This window comes from Vibrio sp. R10-SG3-ISO3 (genome assembly GCF_059834225.1).
In genome coordinates, this window is record NZ_JCBDHE010000046.1 from 1 (window position 1) to 12,329 (window position 12,329).

The 12,329-nt window shown below is 51.2% G+C and carries 12 protein-coding genes; 8 read left to right on the forward strand and 4 right to left on the reverse strand.

Translation table 11 applies throughout. The features are described from left to right. A partial coding sequence (hrpB, locus tag AC6R1A_RS13920) for an ATP-dependent helicase HrpB (protein WP_500646190.1) occupies positions 1-1,616 on the reverse strand: 1,616 nt, incomplete at its 3' end. Positions 1,617-1,670: 54 nt separating this feature from the next. Between hrpB and sfsA the strand changes: the two genes are divergently transcribed. The 7 genes from sfsA to panC all read left to right on the forward strand — a co-directional run bounded on the left by sfsA (position 1,671) and on the right by panC (position 7,704). Further along, the gene (sfsA, locus tag AC6R1A_RS13925; protein WP_500632752.1) at positions 1,671-2,393 is read left to right on the forward strand and encodes a DNA/RNA nuclease SfsA; all 723 of its coding nucleotides are present in this window, start codon (positions 1,671-1,673) and stop codon (positions 2,391-2,393) included. 140 nt (positions 2,394-2,533) lie between these two features. Further along, a complete protein-coding gene (gene dksA / locus AC6R1A_RS13930; RefSeq protein ID WP_500630129.1) occupies positions 2,534-2,980 on the forward strand; it encodes an RNA polymerase-binding protein DksA in 447 nt (148 codons plus the stop codon). A 77-nt stretch (positions 2,981-3,057) separates the two neighbouring features. Then, complete coding sequence (gluQRS, locus tag AC6R1A_RS13935) at positions 3,058-3,951, forward strand: tRNA glutamyl-Q(34) synthetase GluQRS (RefSeq protein WP_500632893.1); 894 nt, start codon at positions 3,058-3,060, stop codon at positions 3,949-3,951. Between the two features lie 142 nt (positions 3,952-4,093). After that, on the forward strand, positions 4,094-5,455 hold the full coding sequence (gene pcnB, locus AC6R1A_RS13940) for a polynucleotide adenylyltransferase PcnB (RefSeq protein WP_500626655.1): 1,362 nt from the start codon (positions 4,094-4,096) through the stop codon (positions 5,453-5,455). After that, positions 5,452-5,940, forward strand: coding sequence for a 2-amino-4-hydroxy-6-hydroxymethyldihydropteridine diphosphokinase (gene folK / locus AC6R1A_RS13945; protein WP_500630132.1), 489 nt, complete (start codon positions 5,452-5,454; stop codon positions 5,938-5,940). Before pcnB ends, folK begins: the two co-directional genes overlap by 4 nt. A 37-nt stretch (positions 5,941-5,977) precedes the next feature. Next, positions 5,978-6,772: a 3-methyl-2-oxobutanoate hydroxymethyltransferase gene (gene panB, locus AC6R1A_RS13950; RefSeq protein WP_334553917.1), complete on the forward strand. Its 795-nt coding sequence runs from the start codon at positions 5,978-5,980 to the stop codon at positions 6,770-6,772. Positions 6,773-6,783: 11 nt separating this feature from the next. Beyond that, on the forward strand, positions 6,784-7,704 hold the full coding sequence (panC, locus tag AC6R1A_RS13955; RefSeq protein ID WP_500630133.1) for a pantoate--beta-alanine ligase: 921 nt from the start codon (positions 6,784-6,786) through the stop codon (positions 7,702-7,704). A 96-nt stretch (positions 7,705-7,800) separates the two neighbouring features. Here the strand turns inward: panC and AC6R1A_RS13960 are convergent, their stop codons facing one another. The 3 genes from AC6R1A_RS13960 to AC6R1A_RS13970 form a co-directional block, all read right to left on the reverse strand. Beyond that, entirely contained in the window at positions 7,801-8,571 is a 771-nt protein-coding gene (locus tag AC6R1A_RS13960) for an ABC transporter permease (RefSeq protein ID WP_334553913.1), read from the reverse strand. Further along, the gene (locus AC6R1A_RS13965) at positions 8,571-9,488 is read right to left on the reverse strand and encodes an ABC transporter ATP-binding protein (protein WP_334553911.1); all 918 of its coding nucleotides are present in this window, start codon (positions 9,486-9,488) and stop codon (positions 8,571-8,573) included. Before AC6R1A_RS13965 ends, AC6R1A_RS13960 begins: the two co-directional genes overlap by 1 nt. A gap of 256 nt (positions 9,489-9,744) precedes the next feature. Next, a complete protein-coding gene (locus AC6R1A_RS13970; RefSeq protein WP_500632894.1) occupies positions 9,745-11,415 on the reverse strand; it encodes a SulP family inorganic anion transporter in 1,671 nt (556 codons plus the stop codon). Between the two features lie 348 nt (positions 11,416-11,763). Between AC6R1A_RS13970 and can the strand changes: the two genes are divergently transcribed. Further along, positions 11,764-12,329, forward strand: a 566-nt coding sequence (gene can / locus AC6R1A_RS13975) for a carbonate dehydratase (protein WP_500646191.1), incomplete at its 3' end; no start/stop codon positions are given.

Genomic DNA, 12,329 nt, shown 5'->3' on the forward strand with positions numbered 1-12,329 from the left:
TCAAGCTGTGCGCCATGACCATTGGCGAGCAAGAAGGTACCGGTGCCGCTGCTGCGTTGCTGCGCAATGCGGTCAGGATAGGCACTGGCCAGAGCGACCGGGACAAGGGCATCATCTAACGCCGCCAATGGCGCTGTGATGGCGAGCATCTTCGCTAGCGCCGCCGCGCGCGCACTGACCACTTTTTGCTTGCTGTGTTGGCCTTGGCGTAAACGCCAAACGCTGGTGCGAAAATCGAGCGTGTGACGCTCTGGCTCTTCCAGTAACGCCGCTACCCATACGGCGCTTTGCTGCCAGCTCTGCTCGTCGCTGTGGAGTAACATCGCCGCCAGTCTCGGCTCCAATCCAAGTGCACAGGCGCGCTGACCTTGCGCGGTTAATAATGCCTGCTCGTTGAGCAGACCGAGTGATCGTAGCAATAGACGCGCCTGCGCCAACGCGACTTTGGGTGGCGGGGTCAGCCAGGTCAGCTCATCGCTGTCTTGTGTTCCCCACTGCGCCAGCTCCATCGCAAGACCGGAGAGATCGGCATGCTGCATCTCTGGCGCGGGCACATCCGGCTGCTGACTCAGTTGACTTTCACTGTACAGGCGCACGCACAGCCCCGGCTCGATGCGCCCAGCACGACCCGCGCGCTGCTCGGCGGAGGATTTAGCAATGCGGACTTGCTCCAACTTAGTAATGCCTGTGCGGCTATCACACTTGGCAATGCGCTCGACGCCGCTGTCGATGACCAGACGAATGCCTTCAATGGTCAATGAGGTTTCAGCAATGTTGGTCGCCAGAACCACCTTACGTTGCGGCGCCGGTGCGATCGCCGCTTGCTGATCGTTAAAACTGAGCTGACCGTATAGAGGGCAGACGAGGATACCCTCGCCCAAATCTTCAAGACGCTGCGCCACGCGCCGGATAGCGGCAACGCCAGGGAGAAACGCCAGCAACGAACCAGACTCGGTCGCCATCAGGTGGCGGATCTGCTTCGCCATCGCCTCTTCTAGCCCTTGATTCGGCTTAAGGGGCTGGTAGCGATACTCAATCGGGTAGCTGCGCCCGTGCGATTCCACATACGCCGCGTCAGGCATGATGGTTTGCAGCGCTCGCTGGTCGAGCGTCGCCGACATCACCACCAGCTTTAAGTCATCGCGCAGCGCTTGCTGAATCTCAAGGCAGAACGTCAACGCGGTGTCGGCGTGCAAGCTGCGTTCGTGAAACTCATCAAAGATGATCATATCAACGCCGCTCAGCTCAGGATCGGACTGGATCATGCGCGTTAAGATGCCCTCGGTGACGATTTCAAGCTGTGTCGCTTGGCTGACTTTACTCTCACCGCGCATCCGATAGCCGACGGTTTGTCCAACCCGCTCCCCACACTGCTTCGCCAAATAGTGCGCGATATTTCTCACCGCCAAGCGTCTGGGCTCAAGCATGATGATTTTTCCCTGCACAATGCCTGCGTTGAGCAGTTGCAGTGGAAAGTAGGTCGATTTACCGGCACCCGGCGCCGCTTTGAGGATCAGTTGAGCGTGATGCGCGACGCCTGCGAGAAGCTCGGGCATCACGTCTTGAATCGGCAGTTGTGACAATGGAGAAACCTTATGCTCTAATTGAGAGCTCAATTGTACATAAAAACAGTACTGATCCTAACTCTCTCACTCTGTTAAGTCTTAGTTATGAAGTTTTCCCCCTCTTTGCAACGCGCCACACTCATCCAGCGCTATAAACGCTTTCTCGCCGACGTCACCCTGCCCGATGGCAGTGAGCGGACCATTCACTGCGCCAACACAGGAGCAATGACAGGTTGCGCCACGCCGGGTAATCCGGTGTGGTATTCGACCTCAGACAACCCAAAACGCAAGTACCCCAACAGTTGGGAGCTAACTCAAACCGCGCAGCAGCATCGCATCTGTATTAACACCGCGCGCGCCAACGCATTGGCTGTCGAAGCGATTAAAAATGGCACCATCAAAGAGCTGCAAGGCTATGAGCGACTTCAAACTGAGCAGAAGTATGGCAGTGAAAATAGTCGGATTGATATCTTGCTCTCTGCACAATCCAAACCAAACTGCTATATAGAAGTGAAAAGTGTCACCCTGTTGGATGAAACGCAGAATCAGCAAAAGGGACAAGGTTACTTTCCTGACGCCGTGACAACACGTGGTCAAAAGCACCTAAGAGAACTGACCGAGATGGCACAAAGTGGAAGCAGAGCGGTACTTTTATTCACCGTTTTACATTCAGGTATTGAAAAAGTCTCTCCTGCCCACCATATAGACGCCGATTATTCACAATTACTCAAAACAGCAATAGAAAACGGGGTGGAAGTCTTGTGCTACAAGGCCACGCTCAACGAGGATGAGATAGCACTAGTAGAGCCGCTCAATTTTCGGTGCTAGGGGCAAAAAATGATGTCGCCTTCACATTGATTGTAAGTTTCATCTCTAGTATTTGCCTCGGTTGATTCTTTTTGCTATAGATACCCGCCTTAAAATTAACTGCAGAGCGCAGTTGACTAGGTGTTAGTAGGAGATGCTGCATGCCAGAATCAAAGAAAAAAGCGCTAGGCATCCTAGCCATTGCAGGGGTTGAGCCATACCAAGAAAAAGCAGGTGAAGAGTACATGTCACCTGAGCAAATGGCTCATTTTACAAAAATTTTGACAGCTTGGCGTAACCAGCTCAGGGAAGAAGTTGATCGCACTGTGCACCACATGCAGGACGAAGCCGCGAATTTCCCTGATCCCGTTGACCGCGCCTCACAAGAAGAAGAATTTAGTCTAGAACTTCGCAACCGTGACCGTGAGCGTCGCTTGATCAAAAAGATTGAGAAAACGCTAAACAAGATCGAAGAAGATGATTTTGGCTTTTGCGAATCTTGTGGCGTCGAGATTGGCATCCGTCGTCTAGAAGCTCGTCCTACCGCTGACCTTTGTATCGACTGTAAAACGCTTGCAGAGATCAAAGAGAAGCAAATGCAAGGTTAATCCTGCATCACCCGCTGTATCCTAGTCACTTAGGGTATACATTAAGGGAGCATTGGCTCCCTTTTTGGTTTTTATCTATGACGAATATGATTGGCCGTTTTGCTCCCTCCCCCTCAGGCCCGCTCCATTTTGGCTCACTGGTTGCTGCCCTCGGCAGTTACTTTCAAGCCAAAGCGCAGCAAGGGCAGTGGCTGGTACGCATCGAAGACCTTGACCCTCCACGAGAGGTGCCAGGGGCAGCCGATCTCATCCTGAAAACCTTAGAAGCGTATGGCCTGCATTGGGATGGTCAGATCCTTTACCAAAGCCAGCGTTTAGACGTCTATCAAGCGCAAATTGACCATTGGCGACGCAGCGGCGATGCCTATTTGTGTCAGTGCACGCGCAAACAAATCAAAGCGACGGGCGGATTTTACTCGGGCACTTGCCGTGACAAAGCGTTGAACGACGCCACATCGTGCGCAGTCAGGCTCACCATGTCCAAGCCGACGTACCAGTTTGACGACCTCAAACATGGCACCATTGACATCCCACGCGCGCTCGCAGATGAAGATTTTATTATCAAACGTCGCGATGGCTATTTTGCCTATAACCTTGCGGTAGTATTGGATGATATCGAGCAAGGCGTTACTCAAGTGGTGCGCGGCGCCGATTTGATTGAGCCTACAGGCAGACAAATCAGCCTGTATAAATTGCTCGGACAAACACCGGTGAGCTATTTGCACTTGCCGCTCGCCATCGGTGAGAACGGGCAAAAGCTATCGAAACAGAACCATGCGCCGGCGATTGACCTACAAGACCCGATACCCGCGCTGCTCGATGCGATGCGCTTTTTGGGTTTACCAATGACGCCGGAAGTCTCCTCTGGGAGCGTGGAAGAGATCATCGCTTGGGGCGTGGAGAATTGGTCGATTGAGGCACTCCCTCAGCCGATCGAGATCACACCCATATTCTCAAACCGCTCCCCGTAGGCTATCATTAGCCGCAAATTCGCGCCGAATTGGGCTGAACATGACCGCAACGCCTAAGGAAAATCAAGGCTCAGCACGCAATCTGCATACGGATTGGAACATCAACCTGACTAGGCAAACACCGAATAACAGCTAGAAGCACATGAATAAAAACGACGATACACCCAACGAAACTCAAGTTTATCCGCAGCTTTCGTTAAATATTATTACTCGCCAAGAGCATAATATCTCACGCAAACAGATCAGCGATAATGCATTGAAGGTGCTATACCGTCTTCATGGTGCAGGCTATGACGCCTACCTCGTAGGAGGAGGTGTTCGCGATCTGCTGCTTAATCAATCCCCCAAAGATTTTGATATCGCGACCAATGCGACCCCGGAACAAATCCGCCAGCAGTTTAAAAACTGCCGCTTAATCGGTCGACGTTTTCGTCTCGCGCATATCATGTTTGGTCGAGACATCATCGAGGTAGCGACGTTCCGCGGTCATCACCAAGAGCCAAGCAAAAACGTCTCTCAACAATCGAAAGAAGGGATGTTGCTGCGCGATAACGTCTACGGCACTGTCGATGAAGACGCTGAGCGCCGCGATTTCACCGTGAACGCGATGTACTACAACATCAGCGACTACTCGATTCACGACTACGCGGGCGGCATGGAAGACCTCGAAGATAAGCTGATTCGCTTGATTGGTGATCCCGACACACGCTATCGCGAAGATCCTGTGCGCATGTTGCGCGCGATCCGCTTTGCGGTGAAGTTGGACTTTGATATCGAAGAAGAGACCGCAGCCCCAATTGAAGAACTGGCTCACCTTCTTCAAGACATCCCTGCTGCGCGCTTGTATGAAGAGTCACTCAAGATGCTACAATCGGGCTATGGCTTAGAGACGTATCACTTGATGCGTGAGTACAACCTGTTCCAGCAACTCTTCCCGACCATTGCGCAGTACTTTACCGAAGATTACTCGTCTCCAACCGAGCAGATGCTGGATCTGGTACTCGACTCTACCGATCAGCGCATTGAGGAAGGCAAGCGCATCAACCCTGCCTTTATGTTCGCGGCGATACTGTGGTACCCGTTGCAAGAAAAAGCCGCTCTGTTGATGGAAAAGCAAAAGCTCTCAGAGTATGACGCCATTATGGAAGCGAGCAACCTAGTGCTCGATGAGCAAGTGCGCACCATCGCGATTCCTCGTCGTCACACTGCAACCATTCGTGAGATCTGGCAATTGCAGCTGCGTATGCCGCGCCGCAATGGCAAGCGTGCGTTCCGCCTGCTTGAGCTTAACAAGTTCCGCGCTGGCTTTGATTTCCTAGAGATGCGCGGTGAAGTCGAGCAAGGGGAGACCCTAGCGCTGGCCAAATGGTGGGAGACCTTCCAAAACGCCGGGCGAAATATGCGTCAAGCTATGGTCGCTGACCTCGATGCCAATGAGACCGGCGAGCCAAAAACACGTCGCCGCAGAACCAACCGTAAAAAGCGCAGCAAGGCGTCATCATGATCACCGCATACATTGCTGTCGGCAGCAATTTGTCTGATCCTGTGACCCAAGCGAATGAGGCCATTGAAGCGCTCAAATCGCTGCCAAAATCGCGCTTTATCGCCACCTCCGCGCTCTACAGCAGTAGCCCCATGGGGCCACAAGATCAGCCGGATTACATCAATGCCGTGGTGGCGATTGAAACAGGATTAACCCCCATTGAACTGCTCGATTGCACCCAAGCGATTGAACAATCTCAAGGGCGTGTCCGTAAAGATGAACGCTGGGGCCCAAGAACCTTAGATCTCGATATCATTCTTTACGGCAATGAGGTGATGGATTCCGAGCGATTAACGCTTCCTCACTATGGAATGAAAGAGAGAGAATTTGTTCTCTACCCGCTCGCCGAAATCGCACCAAATTTAACGCTCCCAGATGGGGCCAGGCTCTCTGAACTGCTCAAGCAAGTAGACAGAAACGGCCTGCGTCAATGGCAGTCGTCTTAATGATTGCGCCTGCCACCCTCATGGTAAGGAAAGAAAAATGAAAAAAATCTCGATTAATGACTTGATGAAATGGAAGCAAGAAGGCCGTAAGTTCGCCACCTCGACGGCGTACGATGCCAGCTTTGCGCAGTTATTTGAAAGTCAGGAAATGCCTGTTCTTTTGGTGGGTGATTCCCTTGGTATGGTATTGCAAGGCACGACCAGTACACTGCCAGTCACAGTTGATGAAGTGGCTTACCATACTCGCTGCGTACGTGCGGGCAGCCCAAACTGCCTACTGATGGCGGACATGCCTTTCATGAGCTATGCCACACCGGAACAAGCGTGTGAAAACGCCGCGACGCTGATGCGTGCCGGGGCGAACATGGTCAAAATCGAAGGTGGCGATTGGTTAGTTGAAACCGTAAAAATGCTGACTGAGCGCGCCGTACCTGTGTGTGCGCACCTTGGCTTGACGCCGCAATCTGTCAATATTTTTGGCGGATTCAAAGTGCAAGGTCGTGAGCAAGACAAAGCCGATCGCATGGTGCGTGATGCGCTTGCGCTTCAAGAAGCGGGCGCACAAATCATCTTGCTAGAGTGTGTTCCTGCCGAGCTGGCAAGACGCATTACCGAAGTGTGTGATGTGCCAGTGATTGGTATTGGTGCGGGCAATGTGACCGATGGTCAGATCCTCGTTATGCACGATATGTTCGGTATTTCAGCCAATTACATGCCTAAGTTCTCGAAAAACTTCCTTGCCGAAACGGGCGACATGCGTAAAGCTGTAGCGAAATACAAAGAGGATGTAGAGAGTGGTGCGTTCCCAGATGACGCTCACACGATTGCTTAAGGATCAAACCCATGCAAACTTTTGCTGATATTGCCGCTCTTAGAGAGCAAATCAAACAGTATAAGCGTGATGGCCGTCGGGTTGCTTTTGTTCCCACTATGGGCAATTTACACGAAGGTCACCTGACGCTAGTGCGCAAAGCGCGTGAAAACGCCGATGTGGTGGTGGTGAGTATTTTCGTTAACCCCATGCAGTTTGATAGAGCGGATGATCTCAATAACTACCCGCGCACACTCGACGACGATTTAGCCAAACTCAGCGGTGAAGCCGTCGAGGTAGTCTTTACGCCGACACCTGAGACCATCTACCCTGAAGGGCTCGATAAACAGACATCGGTCGATGTCCCAGGTTTATCCACCATTCTTGAAGGTGCTTCACGTCCTGGGCACTTTAAAGGGGTTGCGACCGTGGTGACTAAGCTGTTCAACATCGTTCAGCCTGACGTTGCCTGCTTTGGTGAAAAAGATTTCCAACAGCTGGCGGTCATTCGTAAGATGACGCTCGATCTGGCGATGGATATTGAGATCATTGGTGTACCGACCGTGCGTGAGATGGATGGATTAGCCATGAGTTCACGTAACGGCTTGCTGACGCTTGAAGAGCGTCAACTCGCCCCGGTATTAGCACGCACGATGCGCTGGATCAGCAGTGCCATGCGTGGTGGGCGCGATGACTACGCATCGATCATTGAAGATGCGAGCGATCAGCTCCGCGCCGCAGGCCTGCAACCGGATGAGATCTTCATTCGAGATGCACGCACCCTGCAAGCAATCACCACAGAGACCACCCAAGCGGTGATCTTGATGTCGGCCTTTTTGGGTAAGGCTCGCCTTATCGACAACCAAGTGGTCGAGTTAACTTCCTCATCGGACGTCAGTGGCAACGAAGAAGATGAAGCGACCAGCGAGAGCGCCGAGTCGAGCAAAGCGTAATTGTCGATACGTAAATCGCAGAACGTAAAAAGGTTGGCATTTCGCCAACCTTTTTTGTTCCGCTCTTTTATGTTCCACTAAAAGAGTCATCTCAGTTTAAGAACGCAAGCCGATGCCTTTGGTGACGAGGTAGTGCGCCACGCCATACAAGGCCAACACAAACACACTCAAGACCCCAAAAGAGGTGACAATACCCACGTCAGACACGCCCAGAAATCCGTAGCGGAAAGCGTTCACCATGTAGACGATAGGGTTTATCTTCGATACCCCTTGCCAAAACTCAGGCAACAAGCTGATCGAATAGAACACGCCCCCCAAGTAGGTCAACGGCGTCAAAACAAACGTCGGGATGATAGAGATGTCATCAAAGGTTTTCGCGTAGACGGCATTAATCAATCCCCCTAAAGCGAACACCACCGAGGTCATGAATACTGTCGCGATGATGATCCCCCAGTGCTCCACTTGCAGGTCAACAAACAGCAGTGACACAAAGGTGACGATGGTGCCGACCAATAGCCCACGCACCACACCGCCCATCACAAAGCCTAGAATGATCACATAGTTGGGCACTGGCGCGACCAACAGCTCTTCAATATTGCGCTGAAATTTGGCACTGAAAAACGACGAGGCGACATTCGAGTAGGAGTTAGTGATGACCGACATCATAATCAAACCCGGTACAATGTACTCCATGTAGCTAAAGCCGTTCATTTCCCCAATACGCGACCCAATCAAGCTGCCAAAAATAATGAAGTAGAGCGTCATGGTGATTGCTGGCGGCACCAAGGTTTGCACCCAGATACGGGTAAAGCGGTTGATCTCTTTGGTTAACAGACTGCAAAACGCCGTCCAATACAACTGAAGCATTACTTCGCCCCCTCTCTAACGATGGTCACGAACAGCTCTTCCAAACGGTTCGCTTTGTTGCGCATTGACTGAACCGTGACACCTTGCTCACTCAATTGACTGAAGATGTCGTTCAAACCTTGCGACTTGTCGATCTCAATCTCCAAAGAGCCCGCCGTGAGCTGCTGACGAATCACCCCCTCCAATGGCGCGACCTCGACCCCCTCTTGCAGATCCAAGATAAAGGTTTCCACCGTCAGCTTACTCAGCAAGGATTTCATGGTGGTGTTTTCAATCAACTCACCTTTACTGATGATGCCAATATTGCGACACAACATTTCCGCTTCTTCGAGGTAGTGCGTGGTCAGAATAATGGTGATGCCCTGCTCTTGGTTGATCTCTTTTAAGAACTGCCACATCGAACGGCGCAGCTCGATATCAACGCCGGCGGTCGGCTCGTCGAGAATTAAGAGTTGTGGCTCGTGCATCAGCGCACGGGCGATCATCAAACGGCGCTTCATGCCACCCGACAGATTGCGAGCACGCTCGGCGCGTTTTTCCCACAAATCGAGCTTGGTGAGATACGTTTTCGCCCGCTCTTTGGCTAGTGACTTAGGCACACCGTAATACCCGGCTTGCTGCAATACGATCTGCTCAACGGTTTCAAACTGGTTAAAGTTAAACTCTTGTGGAACCAAGCCTAAGTTTTGTTTGGCGAGCTCAAGATCGGTATCAATGTCATATCCGAACACTTTCACCGTGCCTGAAGTCTTGTTAACCAATGACGAGATGACGCCAATAGTGGTGGATTTACCCGCACCATTGGGCCCAAGCAAGGCGTAAAAATCCCCTTTTTTGACCTGTAAGCTGATTCCTTTGAGCGCTTCAAAGCCACCGGCGTACGTTTTACGTAGCTGGTCTATTTCTAGTGCATACATAATGGTTGTCTGTACCTGTTGGTCTTGCATATCGCCTCAGAATTGGGGCGATGAATGGTAATCAGTGTATCGGCGAACGCGGTTGATTACAATTAAACCTTTCGACTTTTTTGGAAATATAGAAATCAGAAGTTATAGCGAAAACATATAGAGTGAAAAATAGAGCGTGGAAAGGGAACGTGATAGGAAGAATGGATTCGCACCGGATAAGCTCCCCACTGCGTAAGGCGAATGGGGAGCGTACACCGAGTTTCAATTAGATCGAGTCAACGATTTCCGGTGTCTCATCGACATGTTTCAGCGCGGCTTTTAGTGCTTCGTAACGGAACTTAAAGGTGTTGTCACTTGGCACGAGATCAATCACGTGGAACTTCTCAAGTTGCTGACGGGTATTTTCGTTCGGGCAGAGCAAGTAAACCTGACATTTGGCGTCCAATGCGTCTTTGATGGCGTTTTCCAACGCAAGCCCGACGGTGACATCAATCATAGGTACATCGGTCAAATCCAAGATCATCGCTTGATAGTCAGAGATACTGCTGTGTTGACGCGAAATCGCTTTAGAAACACTGAAAATCATCGGGCCGGAGAGATAGAAGAACAGCACTTTACCGTTGGCTTTATCGAGTAAGGCGCGCTCGCTGTCAGTCAGTGGTACATCGTCTTGGTCCGCATCACTGATTGCTTTGACCTGCCTCGCTTGCTCGCGGCTAAGGCGCTCGATGATGATAATGTTGGAGATAAACACCCCTAGCCCCACAGCGACAATCAAATCCACAAACACCGTCAACAGCATCACACCATACATGACGGCCATGCCCGGAAAGCTGACCTTGTGCGCACGCTGGATAAAACTCCAGTCAAGAATGTTAAATCCGACATACACCGCAATACCAGCCAACACCGCCATCGGAATAGGTTCGGTTAAGCCACTCGCCACCAAAACCACTAAGGCCAAAATCAGTGCTCGAATCACGCCTGAGAGCGGAGAACGTGCCCCCACTTGAATGTTGGTCACCGTGCCCATGGTTGCGCCCGCCCCCGGCAGAGCACCAAAAAGACCTGAGACCATGTTGGCAAGGCCCTGACCACGGAGCTCTTTGTCGGAGTCGTGCTCTTTACGCGTGAGCGAGTCACCGATAACCGCAGTCAGCAAGGTATCGATACAGCCCAGCGTGCCCAGTACCAAGGCATCGATCACCATTTCCACCAGCATCGAGGGATCGATATGCGGCATCACCAGAGAAGGCAGCCCCGCAGGAATTTCACCAATCCGACGAATCGCGTCAGGCTCAAACAGCACGACGGAGAGCAAGGTCACCGCCACAAGCGCAACCAACTGCGCAGGGACATATTTGCGATACTGTTTAGGGAAAAAGAACAGAATGGCCAAGGTCAACGCGCCAAGAAGCAGCTCACTGAATTTCATGTTGGCCAAAGTGTCAGGCAAAGCGGAAAGCGTCCCAACCACACCACCCGCAGGGGCGGCATGCCCCAATAACGGCGAGAGCTGAAGGATAATCAAGATCACGCCAATACCCGACATAAACCCGGAGATCACGCTATATGGCATCAAAGTGACGTATTTTCCGAGCTTTAATGTTCCAATCAAGATCTGGAATGCGCCCGCCATCATCACCACGGTGAAGGTCATCGCCATACCCGTTTCAGGGTATTTGGCCATCATGCTGGTGAGAACGGCGGTCATGATCACTGTCATTGGACCCGTCGGCTCTGAGATTAAAGTATTCGAACCACCGAACAGGGCAGCGAACAGACCGACCATGATCGCCCCCCATAAACCCGCCTCAGCCCCAGCGCCTGACGCCACACCAAACGCCAGTGCGAGTGGCAGAGAAATGATCGCAGTGGTCACACCGCCAAACAGATCGCCTTTAATATTGATATCTTCAAATCGATTTCCAAGCACAACCTTGCTCCATGCTTAACAACATCTTCCACCACTTAGCTTCAGCGCGTGAATACCAAGTGGAAAACCAATAACCATAAAATTTATGCTACTATCTGACGTGAAAAATCAGATTATTGAGGCGAAATGCCGCAAAAACATCACTCTAACAAATGTTACCCCTCAGCAGTAACAGTAATTGGTATCACATTCCGACTACTTTATAACTGTTTGTTAGGAACTCGACTAAGTTTATGTATTTTCATCCCTAAACTCGTCAGATGAGTGCCTTTTTACTGATTTTTTACGAGTATGAATTTGTAACATTATGTATAGTGATGAAACATTTTTTTAGGATTGATAAGTAAGATGCCAGAGATTAAACAGTTATTTGATAATAACTCTAAGTGGTCAGAGTCGATCAAAGCCGAGCGACCTGAATATTTTACTCAATTGGAACAAGGACAGAGCCCAGGCTTCTTGTGGATTGGCTGTTCAGACAGCCGTGTTCCAGCAGAGCGCCTGACCGGGTTGTACTCTGGTGAGCTCTTCGTTCATCGAAATGTGGCAAACCAAGTCATTCACACCGACCTCAACTGTTTGTCTGTGGTGCAATACGCGGTAGATGTGTTGAAGGTGAAGCACATTATCGTGTGTGGTCACTATGGCTGCGGCGGGGTGAAAGCGGCGATCGACAATCCGCAACTTGGCCTGATTAACAACTGGCTACTGCATATTCGCGATCTCTACTTTAAGCATCGTCACTACCTTGATGGCATGCCGTTAGAGGATCAAGCGGACAAGCTGGGTGAAATCAACGTTGCGGAGCAAGTGTACAATTTGGGCAACTCGACCATTATGCAAAATGCGTGGGAGCGCGGTCAGGACGTGGAAATCCACGGTGTTGTGTATGGGATTGGCGACGGTAAACTGGA

Excerpts from the sequence above, each read along its gene's own strand:
- sfsA (WP_500632752.1), top strand. The coding sequence starts at position 1,671 with ATGAAGTTTTCCCCCTCTTTGCAACGCGCCACACTCATCCAGCGCTAT.
- dksA (WP_500630129.1), top strand. The coding sequence starts at position 2,534 with ATGCCAGAATCAAAGAAAAAAGCGCTAGGCATCCTAGCCATTGCAGGG.
- gluQRS (WP_500632893.1), top strand. The coding sequence starts at position 3,058 with ATGACGAATATGATTGGCCGTTTTGCTCCCTCCCCCTCAGGCCCGCTC.
- pcnB (WP_500626655.1), top strand. The coding sequence starts at position 4,094 with ATGAATAAAAACGACGATACACCCAACGAAACTCAAGTTTATCCGCAG.
- folK (WP_500630132.1), top strand. The coding sequence starts at position 5,452 with ATGATCACCGCATACATTGCTGTCGGCAGCAATTTGTCTGATCCTGTG.
- panB (WP_334553917.1), top strand. The coding sequence starts at position 5,978 with ATGAAAAAAATCTCGATTAATGACTTGATGAAATGGAAGCAAGAAGGC.
- panC (WP_500630133.1), top strand. The coding sequence starts at position 6,784 with ATGCAAACTTTTGCTGATATTGCCGCTCTTAGAGAGCAAATCAAACAG.
- AC6R1A_RS13960 (WP_334553913.1), bottom strand. The coding sequence starts at position 8,571 with ATGCTTCAGTTGTATTGGACGGCGTTTTGCAGTCTGTTAACCAAAGAG.
- AC6R1A_RS13965 (WP_334553911.1), bottom strand. The coding sequence starts at position 9,488 with ATGTATGCACTAGAAATAGACCAGCTACGTAAAACGTACGCCGGTGGC.